The organism is Chloroflexota bacterium, assembly GCA_026710945.1.
Taxonomy (GTDB): domain Bacteria; phylum Chloroflexota; class UBA11872; order VXOZ01; family VXOZ01; genus VXOZ01.
Map to the genome: position 1 here is coordinate 23,847 of JAPOQA010000031.1, position 21,669 is coordinate 45,515.

Here is a 21,669-nt window from a genome sequence, read left to right on the forward strand (position 1 = left end):
AAGATGTTGAGATGTAAGCAATCACCGGAAAGCAACGCCTTCTTTCAGTTGCGTCAATTTTGATACCAGATACTCCATTGGTCTATCGCCCTTGATGCGATTGCACGAGGAGCACAGCAGTTGCAGGTTATCTATGTGATCGGTACCGCCCCGAGACTGTGGCACTACGTGGTCTACGTCGAATATCTTGAAGGGGAAGTCCATTTTGCAGCCGTTGCAGACACCCTCTTGCCGTCCGAATAGCACGTGCTTGTTCTGGCGGTAGTGGATAGGCGCATCAACGTCTGTACGCTTTGGTATGTCTTCGCGGGAAGTTACGAAGCCGTAGTGGTAGAGACTACCTAGCGCGCTTTTCAAGCGGAAGTTGACCAATTCCACGGCCTTAGGCGAGAGGTCAATTCCTACCCACTGTCGTCCCAGCGACTCTGCTGCAACGCAAGCGGTTGCGCATCCAGCGAAGGGATCTAGGACCACATCCCCAAGTTTGCTGGACGCCAATATGACGCGCTCCAAGAGCTTTAGGGGCTTCTGGGTTGGAAAGCCTATACGCTCTTTAGCTTGTGAATTGACCGCACTAATGTCTGTCCAGTTGTTGCTTGGCACTTGACCTGGGCTAGCGTCCAAGTAACGTTTGAGCTGTGGCACAGCCCCCTTAGTCGCATGGATGAGCATGTCGGCCTCTTCCAATGCGTCCAAGCGTGCCAACACGCTCTCAATCTCCAAGTATCCCGGTATTACATTTTCGTCAATCCACTCAGCATACTTGCCGGATTTCGGAGCTGACCAGCAGCGCCCAATGTTTGAAGGGTCATAGTTTCGCCAGATCTGCCCACTCTCGCCCGCTGATAGGCCGGGACCCGTTAGGTTGTCCGTCCTATACCGACCTCTCAAATCTTCAAAGCTATAGTGACTCTTCACATACGAAGCGGCTAGAGGGGTGCGGATGGCATCAGCATTGATAGGCGACGCGCCGTAAAAGAGGATTCTATCGCATACATTGCCAAATGTGCGTGAGTCGCTATGCGCGGTCGTTCTTTGCCAGTTGATTTCCGCCTTGTACAGTTTCGCTCCAAATGTCGCGTCCATGAGCATTTTGAGGTAGTGGGACGCCGTAGTATCACAATGTAAGTAAATGCTTCCAGCCTTCCTCAGTACCCTCCGCATTTCAAGCAAGCGAATTGCCATCATGCACAAGTATGACTGCATGCCCTTGCCGTGTGTCAGTCTGGCCGCCTCCAACAGCTTGTAGATGGCAGGTTCCTGGTCGGCAATGAGACCCATCCAAGCCACGTCTAGGTCGGATAGAGTCCACGTATCCTTAAAGGCCGCTCCCGCCGCTTTGGAACCTACCGGAGCAGCATAGTTCTTGTTGGAGTTAAAGGGAGGGTCAAGGTAGATGAGGTCAACGCTCTCGCTATTCATGCCGCGCATGATATCGAGATTGTCGCCGGTGAAGATTGTGCGGTTAGCCCAGTTCGAAGTACCCATAGCGCCTTGGAGGACAAGGGCAAGCCACAGAGCATGAAAGTCATTGTTCTCTAATTCCGAGGCTTGCCCTAGATGCAGAAAGACAGCTTGATATACTAGCATAGGAGTATACGGGCCGCAATCCCTAAAGGACAAAGGTCATATACTCATGTCCATTGAAACATAGTGTTTAGCGTATCGACTTTAGAAGGATTGAATTGCCATCAGGGCAGCTCTCAATAGCAAACCTGCAAGGAGAACTCCATGGCTGTTCGTAAAACTACGGCTGACAGGGGACAGTGCACTCAAGCTAAGCAAGAGAATAGTGCAGGAAAGTTGAGGCATTCAATATGGCATGGGTAAAGCCACAGTACACTAAAGAGAAAGTTGATGCTGCGGGTCGAGCACTAATCGACGAAGACTCAACAGCGAGCATTCACCTCGAAGAGACCCTAGACATCATCAACAACTGGCGGTCTTCACACGCTTTTCCATTGAATACAATGCAAATGAACTTGCGTGGAAAGGCTACGGATGCTGATTCAGGAAATCTAGTAGCTCAGCGCATTAAACGCCTCTCTTCCATAAGGTCTAAGCTTGAGCGCTTCGATTGGCTCACGCTCTCTGAGATGCAGGATATTGGAGGATGTAGGGCGGTCCTAAGGACGGTAAGTGCCGTGGAGGATGTAGCTCGGGCATTCAAGAACAGTAGGATAAAACACAGACTCATAAATGAGGATGACTACATTCAGTGTCCAAAGAGAACTGGATACAGGGGGCACCACCTCATCTACAGCTATTTCAGCGATAGGACTGAAACATATTGTGGCAAAAAGATTGAAGTTCAGCTTCGTTCAAGGTTACAGCACACTTGGGCAACAGCAGTTGAAACGGTTGGGACATTTACTAATCAAGCGCTAAAGTCTAGTCAGGGCGAAAAGGCTTGGCTGAGATTCTTTGTTTTGGTGAGCAGCGTGTTTGCAATAAAGGAAGAGAGGCCGATTGTCCACAATACATCAGAGGAACGCAACCAATTGGTCGACGAATTGAAACACTACGTTGAATGCCTAGACGTAGTGAATCGTCTTCGTTCCTATCAGGCTGCCCTTAGAGTTACAAGAACTAATCCCGTACTAAGACGAGCTCGTTACTTTCTCCTGGAACTTGAGCCGGAGCGTCCAGTTCTAAGAATCAGGAGTTTTCCATCCAACAGCCTCGAAGTAGCAACAGAGGAGTATTTAGAAGCAGAACAACGCCTAAGAACGAAAGTTGGTGGAGATGCGGTTCTCGTCTCAGTTGGATCATTAGACTCACTTGAGCGGGCTTTTCCAAACTACTATCTTGATACGTCAAGGTTTCTCGGTGAAATTGAAAGTGCCATAGCTCGATAGAGTCATCGAAAACTGCGTACTCTTGAATCTAGATAATGGTCGCCAAGGGTCTCATCAAGCTCTTGAATAGTATGCCTATTCTGGGAATCCTCACATTGCAATTTAGTTAAGGTAGTAGGCAGCTATGAACGAAAGACCTAAACAATACCAGAATTGAGCATTCGGCGGTTTCCCTGTAGTTGATAGCGGTTAGGCCAAGTCATTGAATCTGGTTGACGCCAGTGGACGCAAGAATTCCTTGACGCTGTGGCCTGGGTTTGCGTAGCATGAGAAATGAGGCTGTGCTAGACGGGGAACTAGCGGTGCCCTGCACCCGCAATCCGCTATAGCGGGGTTGACAGCTTTCCGTGAGGTTCGCGTTGTTTGGAGGCTGCTGCGTGGTAGCGGCGTTGATGGCTGGGTCTTGCGCGGCGAGAGGCCGTGAACCCCGTCAGGTCCGGAAGGAAGCAGCGGTAAGCGGTTACTTTCGGGTGCCGCAAGGAAGCTTGGCCGGAGCTAGCGCCACGTAAGCGCTTCAGGGAGCCGAATCGAAGGAAAGGCACGGCCTCTTTTCGTCTCATTCACATCGGCGATTCAGGGACGTTATCGGCAACCAAGAATAGCCGGAATTCGCCTGCCTACCACTCCTGGCGCAGATTAACGCCTCCCCAGCCTGCGCTTGCATGGCGGGCAACAGAGTACGATTTACCCCTCGTTATTTCAGGATTAGCCTTGCCCATGGTTTAAATGGGGCCGTTGTCCTTGGTGCGGGGCAAAGATTAATTCCCGCCCATGTCGAGAACGGGGCAGGCTTTTCGCGGGAATCACCATGATCTTGCCCAGGCCGCACAAGGGAACGAAAATGAACGCCACTCTTCCCGTTCGTGCTGAGTGGGCTTCGCGAAGCCCTTGTCGAAGCATGAACGGAGACAAGAGTGTCTCAGGTAGTTAACCGTTCCCGCTGCCGTTCACCCTTCGACAAAGCCTGTGCTGAGCCTGTCGAAGTACTCAGAGCCTGCCCCGTACTTGATACGGGGGCGAACGGCAAGATCGCTTGTTTTCATGGTATTGACAGACCCAAATACTCTCTTCAATACCCCGCAGCCGGAACTCCAGCAACGCTAGGCGTCTGTTTTCTAAGACCACCTGGATATGTGCGTCCCGCTGTACACTTGACCCTGAAAACATTGACTCTAGATTCCTCGCTCCGCTCGGAATGACATAATCTGTCAACACTGCCGCGTGTGAGCAGGATTCTGTCAACGAATTTCTCAACACTTACAGGAATGACGTACAATTCAGTTCAAGGAATGAGCAGGGGTTTCATTCGAACGATTTCGGCGAATTCTTGCCATTACAACGTTCGCCAAATGACAAACGACGTGGCTGACCTAATCGAGGAGATTCATTACCGGTGTCGCGGGTGGTGTTGTACAACAAGTGGCGGCCGCAGACGTTTGCCGACGTGGTCGGCCAAGAGCCTACCGTGCGCACGCTGCAGAACTCCCTGGCATCCGGGCAGATCGCCCACGCCTACATCTTTGCGGGACCGCGCGGCTCGGGCAAAACTTCGCTGGCGCGCATCTTGGCAAAAGCCCTCAACTGCCTACAGGGCGTCCAGCCGGAACCATGCAGCAAGTGCGCCGCCTGCACGGATGTCGTGGAAGGCCGCTTCCTCGATCTGGTTGAACTCGACGCCGCCTCCAACCGGGGCATCGAGGATATTCGCGACCTGCGGGAGCGCGTGAACTTCGCGCCGGTGAGCGGACGCTACAAATTCTATCTCATCGACGAGGTACACCAACTCACGCCGGAAGCGTCGAATGCGCTCCTAAAGACGCTGGAAGAGCCGCCCGAACACGCCGTATTCGTGCTGGCAACTACCGAAATTCACCGGGTGCTGCCCACTATCTTGTCGCGGTGCCAGCGGTTCGACTTTCGCCGCATCCCCGTGCGGGCGCTGGTAGGGCGCTTGCAGGAAATTGCCGCTGCGGAGAAGGTCTCCGCCGATCCGGAAGCGCTGAACATCCTGGCGCGCATGGCCGGCGGCAGCGCCCGCGACGCGGTGAGCCTCTTCGATCAGGCAATCATTTACGCTTCCGGCGGCGTGACCGCCGAACAGGTGCGTGAGATGCTCGGCCTGGCCAACACGGCGGTGGTGGCCGAATTCGTCGATACACTCGCCCGCCGCGATACCAGGGAAGGCCTGCGGGTCCTTTCCCACGCCGCGGACCAGGGTTTGGACATGCGGCAGTTCGCGCGGGAGACCATCCGCTACTTGCGGGGTACGCTGCTTCACAAGAGCGGCATGGAAGCTGCCGAACTTCTTGAAATGAGCGAGGAAGAGGCCGCGCTCATGGATGGGTTGGCGGGGCGAATATCTCTCGCCGAAATCGTGCAGGCAATCAAGCTCTTTTCGGAAGCAGAGCAATCTTTGCGCTTGGGAGTTTTTCCGCAACTTCCGGTCGAGCTGGCATTGGTAGAGTTTTGCGCCGCTGAAGACTCCTCTCCCCCAACATCCACCAGACCTGTCGCACGGCGGGCGCCGGCGGGGGCTCCCCGACGAGAGGAAAGCCCATCTGTACCTCCGGCGAGCACGCCCGCTGCCGACAGTCCGCCGGCAACTCGAACCGGCACTACGGAATCGAAAGCTGATGCCGGCGATCCGGCCGCTGCCGACTCTCCAACGCCAAGCCCACAACCGCAAGCGGACCCGCCCCGGACGACGAATCTGGAAGACTCACCACTGGCCGAGATCCAACAACGCTGGGATGCCGTGGTGGACTCGTTCCGTAGACCAAACGTGCACCTGCGCGGTGTCCTGCGCGACTGCACGCCAAAGTCCGTACAGGACCGCGTGCTGACGTTGGAGTTTGCGCACGGATGGCACCGCGACCAAGTGCGCCAGCCGGACAACCTCTTTCTCGTGGAGAAAGCCGTCGCGCAGACGATCGGCCGCCATTTTTCAATTGAGTGCACGCTGGCGGAAAAGGACTCGGCTGCAAGCCGCTACGAAAAGGACCCCGCCCATGACCCGGTGGTACGCAAGGCCCAGAAACTCTTTCCCGGTACCATCACATTTGAAGACTCCGACGAGGACACGCCCTCTTCAGCCGAAGAGATGTAGACCTGTAAATTAACTACGCCTACTCCGAATTCTGCATTCCCGTTAGCGCCTGCAGCAGTGCCGGAACATAGCCACCGATCTCGATGCAATGGTACATTAAGCGGGTAAAGCTGCAAGAGATATGGCCCGGCGCAAGCAGAGAATTGGCCGGACGAGGCACGGCGGCACGTTTCAAAGGAGATCTGAACCATGGGTCTAGAGATTTTCGAGCGGGGTAAGCTGCCCCGATGGGTGAGGGTACGGCAGAATCTCGTCACCGCCACCATAGACAACGTGGCTGCTGCCGTTGCCGGTGAGTTCTCGCGTCCGGAGATTCGCGAAACCATTCAGCCGGGTCAAAAAGTGGCGCTCACGGGTGGCAGTCGCGGCATCGACCGCATCGATCACGTGCTGAAAGCAGCCGCGCACGAGATCAAACGACTCGGCGCCGAGCCCTTTATCGTGCCCGCCATGGGGAGCCACGGCGGTGCAACTGCAGAGGGTCAGTTGGAAATCCTCGAGCATTACGGTGTCACGGAAGAGAAGATGGGCTGCCCGGTCCGCTCCAGCATGGAAACGGTCCTGCTCGGCCACGTAAAAGACAACGTGCCGGTTTGGGTGGACAAGACGGCCTATACCGAAGCCGACATTACGATCCCAATCAACCGCGTCAAGCCGCACACCGACTTTCACGGGCACATCGAATCCGGCTTGATGAAGATGATTGCTATCGGCCTCGGCAAACAGAAGGGCGCGGACACATTCCACGGCCGCAGTTTTGTCGAATTCCCCACGCTCATACCCGCGGTCGGTCAGTTTACTCTCCAGCACATGCCGATGCCCTTCGGACTGGCACTCGTGGAGGATGGGCAATCCCGCCTCTCACTAATCCAGGCTGTGCCGGCCGCGCGGATCCTGGATGAGGAACAGGAATTGCTCAAGATTGCCCGCGAGCGCATGGCGCGCCTGCCCGGCGAAGAGATCGACGTGCTGATCGTCGACCAACTCGGTAAGGACATTAGCGGTATTGGCGCCGATACCAACGTCATTAACCGCTATTGGAACGGCCCTCTGCCCCATCCTCCTCACATCAAGCGGGTCGTTATGCGCGATCTGACCAAAGATACGGAAGGCAACGCTTGCGGTATCGGACTGGGCGATGTCGTTCTGCAGCAGATCGTGGATAAGCTGGACCCGGTGCAAACCTACATGAACGTTGTCACCGCCAAAGGACCGGAAGGCGCGCGTATACCGCTCACGGTGGCAAATGACCGCGAAGCGCTCTTCGTCGCGTTGGCCTGCTGTCATCAAATCGAGAACGAGTCGGCCCGCATCATGCGCATCCAGGATACGAAGCACCTTGAAGATCTCTGGGTCTCCGAGCCGCTGCTGCCGCAAATGGAAGCTACCGGCCGGGTACATCGCATTGGCGAAGCGGAAGACATCAGCTTTGATGCACAGGGGATGTTCACGCAAGCTACCCGGAACGGCGCCGCGGTGGCTGCTTCTTAAATGCGAGGACAAAGAGAGGCAAAAGAGCATAGAATAGAATTGTCCTACGGTAACGGATTCAGCATCGCCGCTGAGCGCGTTGATCGAGTAGTCTTGCTTGAGTCCAGCGCACCCGTAAAGGGATACGAGTATCGAATTCACTAAGGGTAGTGAGCGTCATGGCAGTCGAGACCCACAGTACGCGCAAATCCTCCAAATCTACACTTAGCCAGCAGGCTGAAGTGCTCTATGCGCGCTATGGCAAACCGCTGGAAGCCGAGCACTCCGGTGATTTCATTGCTATCTCAACGCAAGGGAAGGTTGCGCGCGCGCCCACGCTGCCGCAGGTTCTGGACCTATCGTTAGAGCAGCTTGGTAAAGGCAGCTATGTATTCAGGCTCGGAGCCGACCGCAGTGTCATCAAGTGGCGATGACGGGGCGCCAGTGCAGTGCGTGTCGAGAGTGAACACTTTCCTTACCTTCCTGTTTGTCTCTCGCTTCGCGGTCGCAAGACCGAGTTCGAAGCTCTTCTCGACACTGGCTTCGATGGTGGTTTGGCAGTGTCCAAAAGCTCCATTGCAGACCGGCAAACTGCCGAGTGGCACCTAACGGCTTCTTTGGCAGATGGGTCCATGGTGGACGTTCCTGCATATCTGGGAACGGTGCAGGTCGGTGAGCTACCACCCGTGACCACGATCATCGTTACTTTGGGTGACGAGCCAATCCTGGGTCGTGCAGTATCCGATCAGTTCAACATCACGCTCGACCACGGCCAGCGCATAGTTGTCGAACCATAGCCAGGAAGGAAATCCTTGTGCTCAATGCATTTGACCTGACCGGCCGGACAGTAATCGTCACCGGCGCGAGCCGCGGCATCGGCCGGACTACGGCGGAAGTGCTCGCTGCTGCCGGTGCCAATGTCGTGGCCGTTGCCCGTACCGAGAGTGCGCTTCAGTCTCTTGTGCAGGACATCCTCGCCTCCGGCGGCAAGGCGCTCGCAGTGCGCGCCGACGTGAACGTGCCCGAAGACACTGAGATGCTTGTGGAACGCACAAGAGAAGCCTTCGGCACGGTGGACGCGCTGGTGAATAACGCGGGCGAGGCTGGGAAACATGGGGCCATGGGCGAGACCTCCGCGGCCGATTGGGACGAACTGATCGAGAATAACCTGCGCAGCGCGTTCCTGTGTTCCAAGGCTGTCTTTCCAACCATGGAGAAGCAACAGCACGGCAGCATTGTCAACATGGCAAGCATCAGCGGACAGAACGGTGGCCAGAGCGCGCGTGTGCACTATGCGGCTTCGAAAGGCGGCATGATCGCGTTTACGAAAGCGCTCGCCCGGCAGATGGCGCCCTGGGGCCGCGCCAACAACATCGCACCCGGCCAGATAGACACCGGCTTCGCCCGCATTCCCGAAGACCGGCTGCGCGTTGTACTCGACCGCACCCCGCTGCAACGCCTCGGCAAGTCGGAAGACATCGCCTACGGCGTGCTCTATCTCGCCAGTGACGCTTCATCGTTCATCACCGGCCATACGCTTTCCATCAACGGTGGGATGATCATGGATTGAGTGAGCAGTGGCACGATAATTCATTATGTCGACCACTAAGCACACGGCTTTGCTAGGAAGGTCAAGGGTCATTCGCAGCGCAACAAGAAAGTAGGTGACATTGGCTGCAAATGCGAGCACTGCCGCGCTGGGCAGTCCGCCCGGGCCGGGCGACTTCCTGGGACTACGTACGTTGCGCGCCTTTAAGCGCGATCCTCTGGGGTCACTGCAGGACCTGCATCTCGCGTATGGCGAGGTCGTCTATTCACCCCTGGTCAATGCTCCAACATACTTGCTTGCTCACCCCGACCATGTCGGATACGTACTCCAAGCAAACCACCGCAACTATCGGCGGAGCCGCAACAGCGACAAGCTCAAGCGGGCCCTCGGCAATGGTCTCTTGACCAACGACGGCGCGTCCTGGCTCAAGCAACGCCGGCTCATGCAGCCGGCTTTCCACCGCAATCGCATTGTTCACTTCGGTGAGACCATGACGAACGAGACGCAAAAGCTGCTAGCGGAGTGGCAGGCTGAGGCGCCTCGTGGCAAGCCGCTGGACGTGAGCAGTGAGATGATGCGCCTGACTCTCGCCATAGTGAGCCGCACGATGTTCGGCGCCACAGTAGTGCAGGAGGCTGAGCAGCTCGGTCCGGCGATCTCGCAGTTGCAGGAAGAGGCCCACAGGCGTCAGTTTGTGTTGTTCGACGTGCCGGAGTGGGTCCCTTTGCCACATCTGCGCCGTGCCAAGGCCGCACGGGTGACCATCGAGCGAGTTGTAACGCGCATGATCGAGGAAAGGCGCCGCACGGACAGACCTACCCACAATGACTTGCTCGCCATGCTGCTAGACGCCAAAGACGCCGGCACCGGGGAGCCCATGGACGACACGCAACTGCGCGATGAGGTGCGCACAATCTTTCTTGCCGGGCATGAGACAACGTCAAACGCACTCACGTGGATGTGGTACCTGCTCGCGCGCAATCCTGCCGCCGCCGAGAAATTGCGGGCAGAGCTCGCTCATGTCCTGGGAGGCCGTTTGCCCACCGTGGCCGATCTCCCCCAGCTTCCGTACACCAAGATGGTCGTGGAAGAGTCCATGCGCCTGCTGCCGCCGGTCTGGGCCATTTCGCGTGAGGCAATCGCTGACGATGAGATTGGCGGGTACCGCATTCCATCTGGCAGCACGGTTGTCGTCAGCCAGTTCATCACGCATCGGCACCCCGATTTCTGGGAAGAGCCGGAGACCTTTGACCCGGAACGCTTCTCACCGGACCGCGTGAAGCAGCGCCATCGCTTTGCCTATTTTCCCTTCGGTGGCGGGCCCCGACTCTGCATCGGCAGCAACTTTGCGATGCTTGAAGCGCAACTAATCCTTGCTACGATTGCCCAGCAATACGAGCTGGAACTTGTGCCCGATCACCCGGTCGAACTGGAACCCCTCATCACTCTGCGACCCAAACATGGGGTGATGATGACGCTCCGTCCGTGTACCTCAGGCGACAAGCGGGATACCGGCCACGCACGGCACACTGCGTGATCTCTCTGACGCTCACCACATCACTATGGCAGCCTTCGAGTCATTCGTCTTCGTCTTCGCCGCATCGTTCTCCATCGGCCTCTCCGGTGCGATGTCCCCCGGTCCGTTAACCGTATTCGTGATGGGGCAGAGTGCCCGCTACGGCATAGTAGCCGGCCCGCTGGCATCGTTGGGGCACGGACTATTGGAGGCGGCACTCGTCGTGCTGCTGTGGCTCGGACTCGCCCGCGTACTTCAGTGGGATCCGGTGCTTGCAGCTATCGGCGTGGTAGGCGGCCTCGTGATGATTTGGATGGGCTGGCAAATCGTGAGCGGCGTGCGGCGCAAAGGCGCAAGACTGGCCGAATCTGTTTCTGACAAGCATGCCGATCACCCTATGGTGGGCGGAGCCCTACTTAGCTTGGCGAACCCCTATTGGTCGTTCTGGTGGGCCACCGTTGGCATCTCCACGATGACAACCCTCGCGTTGCCGCGTGGCGCGACCGGTCTCGCTGCCTTCACTCTCGGCCACGTCGCCAGCGACTTCCTTTGGCTCACGCTGGTTGCCATTGTCTTTGCGACCGGGAGACGCTTCATCTCGGACCGTATGTACCAGTCCGCGCTCTATCTCTTCGGCATGGTCCTGGCGCTCTTTGGGCTCTACTTCATATGGTTCGGCGTAATGAAGCTCTTGTCACCCTAAATCCGGGTGGCTCGCGCCATAGAGCTTACGGAGTATTGAGGACCTCTTGCGCCGCAGGATTCTAAACCAAATTCCATAGACGGTAGGCAAAATCCGCTGGTATAATCGGATTCGGCGCCATTCATTCGCCACGGTTGATCGAGCGTTACTTCGATACATCTCGTGCGCTGGTCAATTCCTTCTGCCCCCGTAGCTCAGTGGACAGAGCAACTGCCTTCTAAGTAGTCGGTCGGGTGTTCGAATCACCCCGGGGGTACCGCTGGTCTGCCTTCTTCCTCAGTTGTCCGCCCCGCGGGCAAAGGTCCCCGCAACCCATGCCTCCGCAGGGTTTACCAACGGCCCGCGCAGCACGGTATGCATGCCAAACTTGCCACGGATTTTATCTACGGCCCGGTCACGTTGGCTCAGCCGATCCTCGGGCTCTAACCAAAGCGGCAACTGACCCTCTCCTGCGGGTATCAACTCGTGCACCCCCACTCCGATGAGTCGATACCCACCGGCGACGAGCTTGACGCCGTGCAGGAGCCGCTTCGCTTCGGCATAGATGATGTCGGTTGCATCAGTCGGACGCGCGAGCGTGGTCTGGCGGGACAGTGTCGCAAAGTCTGCCGAACGCAGTTTAAGTGCAATCGTTCTGCCCCGCATTCCCTTCCCACGCAGTCTCTTTCCCACCTGTTCCGCCAGCGACATGAGCATATTGAACAACGTCTCACGCTCATAGACCGTGTGAGGAAACGTCGCTTCATTGCTTACACTCTTCATCGAATGTGACTGCGACACCCTTCGCGAATCACGCCCGTGTGCCAGATGATACGCCTGCCTACCCCATGCGCCAAATGCACGCTGCAACGCATCGCTGGAGTAAGCTGCTAACTGGCCGATAGTGCGAATGCCGTAGGCGTGCAGTCGCGCTCCCATCTGCGGACCCACCCCCCACATGGCGCCAATCGGCAGTGGCGCCAAGAATGCTTGCTCGCCTCCCTGAGGAACAAGCACCAACCCATCGGGCTTGCCGGTGTTTGTCGCAATCTTGGCCACATACTTGGAGTTCGCGATACCTATTGAGATCGTCAGTCCGCACTCAACTTTGACTCGCTCCCTGATTTCCCTGGCCGCGGGCACCGGACCGCCTTTCCAGCGTTCCAAACCCGTCGCATCGAGAAAGGCCTCGTCGATTGAAAGCGACTCCACCGCAGGCGAGTATTCCCTCAATATGCCCATCACGCGAGCCGATTCAGTCTGATACTTTCTGTAATTGCCTCTTACGAAAATGCCGTGCGGGCACAAGCGCCGCGCCCGCGCGCCGGGCATCGCCGCATGGACGCCAAACACCCTCGCCTCATACGACGCCGCTGTTACGACACCGCGCCCTCCCGCACCGCCTACCATGACCGGCTTGCCGCGCAATGCAGGATTGTCACGCTGCTCCACGGCAGCAAAAAAGGCATCAAGATCGGCATGGATAATCCAACGCGAGGCCATTGTGTTTCCCTTCGTTCTTCAATCCGGCAATACCTACCCCAAATTACTGCATGCGAAGAAAGGCTTCACATGAGAGCATTCTTGAAGGGAGGCCAAACGCAACACCACAAGCCACCGAGAGGAGGCCACTTCCCAGGTAAACTGTCGCAGGACGAGCCGATGCCAATGCGGCTCAGCGACTCCAATGCCTACTCTCTTGAAAACGGTTACACTGTGATTGCTGCCCGCAGGGGGTTGACTTCGCAGCGGGCAAGGCCAAATAGCTAAGATTAACAGGAGCAGAGGCAAGCAATGGTCACACTTGGCGACGGAAACTACACATACACGGTATCTGGGACTAATTGGGGCAACTTGCCGGCGGGCGCCAATTACAAAGAGGCCACGTCCGTAGCAGTGGACTCCCACGACAACGTGTACGTCTTCAATCGCGGTACTCATCCCATGGTCGTTTACGACTCGGACGGAAACGTGCTGCGCACCTGGGGTCACGGCATCTTCGACACGCCGCATGGGGTTGCGGTAGGGCCGGACGACTCCGTGTATTGCATCGATAGCGGTGACTCAACCGTGCGCAAATTCACGCCGGCCGGCGAATTGCTCATGACCCTTGGCACACCTGGCGAACCGCCGCCGCCAATGAGCGGTAAGCCCTTCAACCGCCCGACGACGGTCGCGTTTGCGCCGGATTCAGAAGACTTCTACGTGGCGGACGGGTACAGCAACGCGCACGTGCACAAGTTTTCGGGGGATGGTGAACTGCTCCACTCCTGGGGCGCGTCCGGCACCGAGCCGGGACATTTCAACATCGTGCACGACATCTCGGTGGATGCCGCCGGGCGCGTGTACATAGCCGACCGCGAGAATCACCGCGTGCAGATCTTTGCGGCAGACGGTACGTACCTGACGCAATGGGTAAACCTCTCGAAGGCCGCCTGCGTGCTCGTGGACCCGCGCGGCGAGGACCTGGTCTACGTGGGCGAGTATTTCGGCGGCATAGATTCAAACGCAATGGGCATGGACCTCGGCCCGCGCGTCTCCATTCTGGACACCGCCGGCAACGTGCTGGCGCGCCTGGGCAGGGAGTCCTACGGCGACGCACCCGGCCGCTTCTACTCACCGCACAGCCTGGCCGTAGACTCTAAGGGCGACATCTATGTAGCGGAGGTTTCCTGGAGCGAGTACGGCATGAAGCTCGACCCGCCGCGGGAACTGCGGTCGTTGCAAAAGCTCATCCGGCAGCCGGCCTAGCTCCGTCGTGATGCGCCGCCCTATCCCATAAGGCCCTATTGCAACGAGGGACAAATGAAAAGAGCGAGAGAACCGATGTGGTTCTCTCGCTCCTTGTTCTTCTCGCACATGTCCGTATTGCGCAGCGCACGCTTGCGTTCGAATCAAGCGCAGCGCGCCCTAAGGGCAATGCTAGCCTGCAGCGTCAAAGAGGGCGTTAATCTGGTCCTGCGCCTGCCGCAAACCTTCAGCCACACCGATTTCGTTATCGAAAATCGGATTCATGCTGGGGTTGATGCCTTCGCGGATCATCTGTTGCCAGGTCACCACGTCATGGGTCGGCAGCGAAATGGTCGCGCGCAGCGAGTCTTCCAGCTGAGCGCGAGATGCCGGCGGACCCGACTTTTCAGTGCTGGTATAGAGCTCCAGCGCGGAGTCAAGCCTGGCCGGAACCTCATTGAAGTTCGCCACGATGCTGTCCTGCACCGGCTTCGTAAGCGAGTGGGCCAACCACTTCCAGGCTGCGTCCGGCACTGACGTTTGCGGGTTCATCACGGTGCCGCGGAAGTTACTGTTGTTGCCGGTCTGTCCGGTAGTTGGCGCCTTCGGCAGGAAGGTAACATCCCAATCCAAATCGGGATGGTCCTTGTAGCGATTCCAATACCAGTCTCCCGCGGAGAAGATTGAGACCAGACCTGAAATCATCAGCGCGGATGGATGGAGTCCACCTTCGCGCATCGCCGTGTACTCGTCGCGGGTTGGCGCAACGCGATGCTTCTGCACCAGATCCACGCAGAACTGCACCGCATCGATCGCTTCCTCGGAGGCGATGGTGCACCGTGTCCGATCCTCATTGAGCACGCTGCCGCCGTTCATCTGGATGTAATTGCCCCAGCCGGTCTCGATCCCGTGCAGGTGTCCCTGGCCGTAGCGCGTGATGTTTTCGCCATCGCGCTGGGTCAGCTTTTCGGCGTACTCCTGCATCGCGTCCCAGTCCCAGCCGTCACCGAGCTCGGCGGGTGGGGTCAGACCGGCTGCCACGACGTGCTCTTCGTTATATTGCGTGTTGCTCGTGCTATAGTCCCATGGTGTCCCGGACGCTTTACCGTCAGTTGAGTACCAGTCGACGAAGGACGGCAGCACTGCTCCCAGGTCTTCTGTTGCTTGCTGATCAGCGGCAAAGAATTGCGAAAGGTCGCCTACCACCCGACCGCCATCTATCCACGACTTGATGTTCACGCCGTTTATCAGAAAGATGTCGGGGCCGGTCTGGGCGGCGAGGGCGGCAAGTACCGCATCCCAATAGCCTCCCGGCGGTTTCTCAACCGTAAGCGCAACCTCTTGTTGCAGCCCGTTGTACTCCCCCACTAACGCCTCAAAGCCTGGGACATACGTGATGCCCCACTGCCAGAAGAGGACCGGAGTTGCGCCCTCGGCCGCGGGGGCCTTGGCTTCCTCTTTGGCCGGCGCGTCGCCTTGCGCCATCTCCTCGCCGTCACCCGATGGCCCGGCCTGCATGCCGCAGGCAGCCAGGAGCACGCCGGCGCCGGATAGAGCCGCCCCACCCAAAAGGGTGCGACGTGAAACTCCACGAATCTCGCTCCCATTCAGTCTGTTCATCACTAAACCTCCTTGATGAGAGAGCACCACCATTGCGATCACAACCGTTGTGGTTGCTTCTTGCAGCATAGCCACAACGTTTTTCACCGTCAAGAGTGAGCTAGGCACATTTAGAGCGCGATTACCACTTACGCCCGAAACTTGCCGGCGCTAGGCACCAAGGGCGGCCTTCACGCCATACTCCACGTTTACCTGCCTGCCGGTGCGCGCCGCTTGATACGCGGCCTCGATGACCTGCAGCACGTGGAGCGCATCTTCCAAGGTCACGGCGGGCGGGCGATCGGTATGGAGTTCTGCCACGAACTGCCGCAAGATGTCGTAGAACCAACGATGGCCGCCGTAAACAGACATCATTGCGGGGTTATATTCGATGCTCTTCTGCGGCGCGCCCGACCACGCAGGCGCATCGCTGACGACTTCCAGCACCTGCCCGCCCACGGGTGTCCAGTTTGCCCAGCCGTGCTCGCCACGATAGACGAAACAGGAGTCATAGCCACTCGCCTGGGGCGGCTGCGCATAGGCGGCGTGCAAACTGCCCAACGCGCCGTTTTCGTACTCCATCGCGACCACAGCCACATCTTCGAGAGGGTCGTCGATGTATCCCAGCGGACGGCCCGCAAGCGCCTGCACGGTCTTGACCTCACACTGCACAAGGTGGCGCATGAACTCGATGTAATGTCCCCCCAGCATATGCAGCACACCGCCGCCCTCGTTGGCAGCAGTAAACATGAAGTGGGTCGGCTCCCGGCTGCCGGGGCGCACCTGGGTGGTTACGAGGCGGCTCTCAAGTGAAAGCGGAGCGCCAAAGACGCCCTGGTCGATGAATTGCTTGAGGTCCTGCATCGCGGGATGAAAACGCCAGGGATACCCCGCAAGCACCTTGACCTGATGGTGATCCACAGCCTGCACCAGCCGCGCCAGGTCGGCCGCCGAACGGGCAAACTGCTTCTCCACAAAGAAGTGCTTGCCGGCTGCCGCCAACTTTATGCCGACGTCGGGTATTTCGTTCGCCGGCAGCACGACACAGGCGAGGTCGAAGTCCTCTTTCTCGATGAGTTCGTCCGCGCTGGCGTACAATGTGGCCGCTGGATCAAACGCCCGTGCCAAATCTCGCAGCCTTGCGTCGCTATCTTCGCAGTAGGCAACAATCTGCACATCGGGAATCTGTTTGAAGGTGTGAATGTACCCCGGCGACGGCCGCGCGGGATCCAAGCTGCCCACGTGCGGATGCCGCAACCCAACCATGGCGACGCGAACTGGAATCTTGAGCGACATAGTTCTACCTCTTAAATAGGGTTAATTCTCTTTGCCAAGGCGACATTAATCCTAGCGAAGTCCAATAGCATCGGTAAAGGCCGTTCCGAATAACCTGCCTCTTGACACTTGAGAGTTACACGCAGGGGCACGACATGTCGTGCTCCTATTGTATTTCAACTGCCAATTGGGCAGGAATACCCCACACGTTACGTTGGCGTAATCAGTCTTGTTTCTCTATCGTCAAACGGAAAGTCTATACGGGCGCAGCCCCGGCGGAAAGACTCCCGCATGGCGAGGGCAATCTCCAGGGCGGCGTAGCCGTCCTCGCCGTTGCAATCCGGCTCCTTGTCGGTTTCCACGCACGCGACCATATCGGCAACCGCTCCGGCAGTAGGGCTTGGCAGCCGCTGCGGTCGCGGAAAGGCTTCACGCACCGGCCGGTCGGCTCTGCCGCCGCCCGCGCGCCGCCAGAGCTCAAACTCCCGGCCACCGTCGAGGGCCCGAATGCGTCCGTGCTCACCTATTATGTCCCACTCCTGCACCGCCGCGCCGGTGCCCATCATGCGCAGGTAGCCGCGTACGCCATTTTGAAATGCAACATAAGCGTTGCCGCCGTACCGGTCCCAATCGTCGCTCAGGGCGGCTGGATCACCGATTTCGCCCACCAGCCAGTCTACCGGCGCGTCGCTGGCAAAGTAGCGCAATAAGTCAACCCAATGGCTGCCGTCATGAGAAAGGGTGGAACCGCAGTAGCCGGTTACTTGGAGCACCGTGCCAATTTCGCCGTCGTCAATGAGTTGCTTGGCTTGGCGGTAGAAAGGATGCCAACGGCGCAGACAGCCCACGCCCAGTTTGGCGCCGTGGCGGCGGCAGGCTGTGAGCATTGCCTCGGCCTCGCCCAGCGACCACGCCAGCGGCTTTTCGGCAAAGATCACCTTTACCCCTGCCTCGGCACACGCCGCCACCACTTCCGGCCGCTCCTCGGCGCGGGTGCAGACGCTGACAATATCCAGGGATTCCCGCTCCAAGAGCTCTTCGTGGCTTTCATAGACGCGCTCCACGCCCCAGCGGCGGCGATAGATGTCCCGCTTTTCTCGCACCGGATCGGCGGCGGCAACCACCTCCACCCGTGGCTCCTCCATATACGCGGCCGTATGAGAAAACGGGAGAATAACGCTGCTGTTGCCCTGTACTTCATCGTCAATGGTGCTGCCGATCCGGCCACAGCCAATGACGCCTACCCGGTACGTCGCCACAATTCTCGTTCTCCTATTTCTTGCGCTGCGCGGCAATAGCGCTTAGCTATTTTCATGGGCAGCGTACAGTGTTTGGACTCCAATTCATACAGTTTATTGGCAAAACAAGAAGCCAGCTAGTTCATCCTAGCTGGCTTCTCAAGAATCTTCCAAGAAACGGTTTGGCTACGTGCCTGTATGGGCGCTCACAGCCTTAGAGGGACGCGAATCATCTCTGTCCCGCGCTGAAGTCAAGCCGGTTCGCGCCGCTGAACTGGCCTGCCTTAGCCGCCCATGCGCGCGATGTCAGCCTCAAGCTGCACCTGTGCGATGTCCTGAATGATCTTCATGCCTTCCTCGGCAGTCAACTCGCCGCGCCACACCGGGTGGAAACCATCGCTGAAGAGCTGAGCCTGGAAGCCACCGTAGCCCGAAGGCAGACCGGGATAGCGGCCGCCGTATTCCAATTCCGCCGCAAACGTGGCGTAGTCCGGATCATCGGCAATGAGGCCCTGGTAACCTTCGTGGTTCAGAACGGACCTACTCACCGGCAGATTCGTGCCGCCGGAAGCCCTGATGACGAAGACTTGGGCGTCAGCCGAAACGGCGTACTGGGCAAACCGCAGCGACGCATCCAGTATGTCGGCGTTTTCCTGTACGAACACCGCGACGTTCTGGCCGCCGTTGGGCGCATGACGCTTCGTTTGAATCGGCGTATGGATCACCTTGAAATTATCGCCGCGCTGGCGGAGCGTCGGCAGGCGGTACGGGCCCTGGGACTCGAATACCGTCTTGCCGTCGTGGAACAACTCGCCGCCCCACTCGTCCTTATACGGCGCGAGTTGGTAGGCGTTCATCCAGTCGCTAATCATCTGGGTGGCCCAGATCGCCTCTTCGGAATCGAAGTTCCAGCGTGTCTGTTCCTCGTTCAGCCACGTGAAACCGGCGCTGCCGGCAACTTGGTCCCAGCGGCTGAGACTGCGCGGGTGGTAGTCCCAACCCCACACGTCGGGCGGATTCGCGGCTTTTTGGGCCGCCTCCAACATGTCATCCCAGGTCCAGCCCTCTTCCGGATCGCTGACACCGGCCGTTGAGAGGATGTCCGGATTCCAGATCATGATGCTGTTGTTGGTATTTATCGGCAGACCGGTCAGCTTGCCTTGCCAGGTGGTACTAAGGGTCATGCCCTCAAAGTAGTCAGCGCGCTGATCGGTCCAGCCGGGGAAGCGCTTCAGCTCTTCCTCGTGGTCCACCGTCACGCCGGCGGCAAAGAAGTTGGTGCTGTCCGGCCAGGCATGCCAGTGCAGTCCAGGGGGTACGCCGCCCGCTGACGCGGTCTTCGCTTCGTCCGCACCCTTGCCGGGCACGATCTCTACGAGGATATTGTCCTCGTTCTCGGCGTTATACTTGACGACCATGTCGGACAGGCCCTGCACCTGCGGGTGCAGCCCTGCGGCGCCAAAGCCAATGTACGACCAAAACGAAATAATGGTGCGCCCATCGGCCATGCTCATCGACTCTTCAGCCGCGGGGGCCTCGGCTTCCTCTGCCGGCGCGTCTGCCGGCGCCACGCCCTGGCCGCACGCCGCCAAGAAGGCGGAACCAAGTCCGGCTACCGCACTGCCGTATAGAAACTTTCGACGACTAATACGCTGCATGTGCATCTCCTCCTTCGCACGATACATTAAAAAAACCTGGAGCATTTACCGCTCGTGGCACTTCGATACTGCCACGCTGCTCCAGATTCCTAACTTAATTGAGATGTTGCAACTTTGTCAAGATTACCTTGCGCTACACCGCGCATCGCAGCTACTCCAAGCTGCAATCGGTCTCCGTGCCACCTCAGGCGCACGGCAATACCGGAATTGCGCCTAGACGCCGGCACGCGCAATGCTCAGCCAAAACCTCTTGACACTAAACGCCCATCGTTCTGCGAACTTTCGCCTCGCGTCGACGCTGACGACGAATTGCCCGCTGTAATGCCAGACGCTCCTTCTCTGCCTTGGAGCGATAGAACCGTCGCAAACGGACTTCTCGCATTACGCCGGACCGGTTTACTGATGAGCGAAACCGCTGCAAGAGACTTTCAAAGCTCTCGCCGTCGCGCACGGTCACAGAAGACAAATCAATCACACTCCTCTTGAGTTCTTGTTGTCCCGCGCACAGGATTATGCCTATGCGCCCACGAAAACAAACCTAGGCCACTCACCATACCATACTTCGCGCTTTACAACAATCCAGGAATCACACCGGCTCGCCAACGGCGCTCTCTTGCTTCAGATCGCTATCCACCATCATCTGTATGAGCCCCCGAAAGTCGACAGTCGGCTCCCATCCCAGTTTCTCACGCGCTTTCGAGTTGTCTGCGATCAAAAGATTGACTTCCGCCGGGCGCAAGAATCGCGGGTCCGTGCCCACATAATCCTGCCAGTCCAAGCCAACGTGATCGAATGCAACTGCACACATCTCCTGGATCGTGTGCGTTTCGCCGGTGCCGATCACATAGTCGTCTGGCTCGTCCTGTTGCAACATCATGTGCATCGCCTGCACGTAGTCACCGGCGTATCCCCAGTCGCGCTTCGGCGACAGATCGCCCATTAAGAGTTTGTCCTGCCTGCCAAGCTTGATACGCGCCGCCGCATTCGTGGTCTTGCGCGTTACAAATTCCAGACCGCGCCGCGGCGATTCGTGGTTGAACAAGATTCCCGAGCAGGCATACATGTCGTAGCTTTCGCGGTAATTCACTGTCGTGTAGTGCCCGTACGTCTTGGCCACACCGTAGGGACTGCGTGGGTAGAATGGTGTCGCCTCGCTTTGCGGCATTTCACGCACCATACCAAACATCTCGCTGCTCGACGCCTGGTAGAAGCGAATGTCGCGATTCACAATGCGAACGGCTTCCAGCAGCCGCGTGACTCCCAGGCCGGTGATCTCACTCGTGAGCACCGGCTGGCGCCACGACAAGGGCACAAAGCTGATCGCGCCTAAGTTGTAGACTTCATCCGGCTGCGTGACTTCCACCGCAGCAATGAGCGAACTCTGGTCCAAAAGGTCACCTTCAATGAGTTCCAGATTGGGAATAAGCCGCTGTACAGCTTCAGCTTTGGGGTTGTTCTGTCCTCTTATCAGACCGCATACCTTATATCCCAAGCCAATGAGATGCTCGGCAAGATACGTCCCATCCTGGCCGGTAATTCCAGTGATCAACGCTGTTTTCACGGCTGTTACCTCGTCTCAGAATGGCGATAGCGCCTCGAATAGTTCGCACATGCTACCTGCCGCCCACTAGAGAATCTGCCGCCTGGCGCAAACCTCAACTCGCATCGGCCGAGCTTCAGACTCGACCTCTGCACCATGCAGCACCGCTTGAGAAAGTTTGGAAATGGCAGGCATAGCGCGCCGTTAGTGCAGCGGCACAGAGCCCCAGAGGCAGAATCACATGCGCACTATGGACAGGCAGTGTGGGCGAGAAACCTCAAAGAGGCTATCTATGCATGGGAGCGATCAGGTCGCACCTTCTAATGCTATCATAGGTGCAATGACGCTCGCACTGGGGTGCAATTACGCTCGCACTTGACGCTCTGCTCGATGGCTCGGGTACGCAAGCTCGGCGAATTCCACGGTCCTGCTCAAGGACGCTCGTGAT

At 58.0% G+C, this 21,669-nt stretch carries 16 protein-coding genes, 1 tRNA gene and 1 other RNA gene; 11 read left to right on the plus strand and 7 right to left on the minus strand.

Going from position 1 to position 21,669, the window contains the following annotated elements; genetic code table 11:
* Positions 1-21: 21 nt before the first annotated feature.
* Positions 22-1,488 carry a DNA methyltransferase gene (locus OXE05_06280; GenBank protein MCY4436926.1) on the minus strand — a complete coding sequence of 489 codons (1,467 nt, stop codon included), beginning with the start codon at positions 1,486-1,488 and terminating at the stop codon, positions 22-24.
* Between the two features lie 329 nt (positions 1,489-1,817).
* On the opposite strand from OXE05_06280, the gene OXE05_06285 reads away from it, so the two are divergent.
* The 10 genes from OXE05_06285 to OXE05_06330 all read left to right on the plus strand — a co-directional run bounded on the left by OXE05_06285 (position 1,818) and on the right by OXE05_06330 (position 11,458).
* Positions 1,818-2,858: a RelA/SpoT domain-containing protein gene (locus tag OXE05_06285; GenBank protein MCY4436927.1), complete on the plus strand. Its 1,041-nt coding sequence runs from the start codon at positions 1,818-1,820 to the stop codon at positions 2,856-2,858.
* Between the two features lie 279 nt (positions 2,859-3,137).
* Positions 3,138-3,402, plus strand: an RNA gene (gene ffs, locus OXE05_06290) — signal recognition particle sRNA large type.
* Between the two features lie 849 nt (positions 3,403-4,251).
* Positions 4,252-5,964: a DNA polymerase III subunit gamma/tau gene (dnaX, locus tag OXE05_06295; GenBank protein MCY4436928.1), complete on the plus strand. Its 1,713-nt coding sequence runs from the start codon at positions 4,252-4,254 to the stop codon at positions 5,962-5,964.
* Between the two features lie 189 nt (positions 5,965-6,153).
* Complete coding sequence (locus OXE05_06300; protein MCY4436929.1) at positions 6,154-7,455, plus strand: hypothetical protein; 1,302 nt, start codon at positions 6,154-6,156, stop codon at positions 7,453-7,455.
* A gap of 158 nt (positions 7,456-7,613) precedes the next feature.
* Positions 7,614-7,868: a hypothetical protein gene (locus OXE05_06305; protein MCY4436930.1), complete on the plus strand. Its 255-nt coding sequence runs from the start codon at positions 7,614-7,616 to the stop codon at positions 7,866-7,868.
* Between the two features lie 126 nt (positions 7,869-7,994).
* Positions 7,995-8,231, plus strand: a complete 237-nt coding sequence (locus tag OXE05_06310; GenBank protein MCY4436931.1) for a hypothetical protein — start codon at positions 7,995-7,997, stop codon at positions 8,229-8,231.
* A 17-nt stretch (positions 8,232-8,248) separates the two neighbouring features.
* Positions 8,249-9,004 (plus strand): glucose 1-dehydrogenase, encoded by a 756-nt coding sequence (locus OXE05_06315; protein ID MCY4436932.1) that lies wholly within the window; start codon positions 8,249-8,251, stop codon positions 9,002-9,004.
* Positions 9,005-9,104: 100 nt separating this feature from the next.
* Complete coding sequence (locus OXE05_06320; GenBank protein MCY4436933.1) at positions 9,105-10,520, plus strand: cytochrome P450; 1,416 nt, start codon at positions 9,105-9,107, stop codon at positions 10,518-10,520.
* A 25-nt stretch (positions 10,521-10,545) separates the two neighbouring features.
* The gene (locus OXE05_06325; protein ID MCY4436934.1) at positions 10,546-11,202 is read left to right on the plus strand and encodes a LysE family transporter; all 657 of its coding nucleotides are present in this window, start codon (positions 10,546-10,548) and stop codon (positions 11,200-11,202) included.
* Between the two features lie 183 nt (positions 11,203-11,385).
* Positions 11,386-11,458: transfer RNA gene (locus tag OXE05_06330), tRNA-Arg, on the plus strand.
* A gap of 20 nt (positions 11,459-11,478) precedes the next feature.
* Here the strand turns inward: OXE05_06330 and OXE05_06335 are convergent.
* On the minus strand, positions 11,479-12,684 hold the full coding sequence (locus OXE05_06335; protein ID MCY4436935.1) for a DNA polymerase IV: 1,206 nt from the start codon (positions 12,682-12,684) through the stop codon (positions 11,479-11,481).
* Between the two features lie 291 nt (positions 12,685-12,975).
* Here OXE05_06335 and OXE05_06340 point away from each other — a divergent pair, with 291 nt between their 5' ends.
* Positions 12,976-13,932 (plus strand): peptidyl-alpha-hydroxyglycine alpha-amidating lyase family protein, encoded by a 957-nt coding sequence (locus tag OXE05_06340; protein MCY4436936.1) that lies wholly within the window; start codon positions 12,976-12,978, stop codon positions 13,930-13,932.
* 171 nt (positions 13,933-14,103) lie between these two features.
* Here OXE05_06340 and OXE05_06345 read toward each other — a convergent pair whose 3' ends face one another.
* The 5 genes from OXE05_06345 to OXE05_06365 all read right to left on the minus strand — a co-directional run bounded on the left by OXE05_06345 (position 14,104) and on the right by OXE05_06365 (position 21,242).
* Entirely contained in the window at positions 14,104-15,531 is a 1,428-nt protein-coding gene (locus tag OXE05_06345) for an extracellular solute-binding protein (GenBank protein MCY4436937.1), read from the minus strand.
* A 150-nt stretch (positions 15,532-15,681) separates the two neighbouring features.
* Positions 15,682-16,806, minus strand: coding sequence for a Gfo/Idh/MocA family oxidoreductase (locus OXE05_06350; GenBank protein ID MCY4436938.1), 1,125 nt, complete (start codon positions 16,804-16,806; stop codon positions 15,682-15,684).
* A gap of 188 nt (positions 16,807-16,994) precedes the next feature.
* Complete coding sequence (locus tag OXE05_06355) at positions 16,995-18,044, minus strand: Gfo/Idh/MocA family oxidoreductase (GenBank protein MCY4436939.1); 1,050 nt, start codon at positions 18,042-18,044, stop codon at positions 16,995-16,997.
* Positions 18,045-18,307: 263 nt separating this feature from the next.
* Positions 18,308-19,681, minus strand: a complete 1,374-nt coding sequence (locus OXE05_06360; GenBank protein MCY4436940.1) for a twin-arginine translocation signal domain-containing protein — start codon at positions 19,679-19,681, stop codon at positions 18,308-18,310.
* A 586-nt stretch (positions 19,682-20,267) separates the two neighbouring features.
* On the minus strand, positions 20,268-21,242 hold the full coding sequence (locus OXE05_06365; GenBank protein ID MCY4436941.1) for a GDP-mannose 4,6-dehydratase: 975 nt from the start codon (positions 21,240-21,242) through the stop codon (positions 20,268-20,270).
* Between the last annotated feature and the right edge of the window lie 427 nt (positions 21,243-21,669).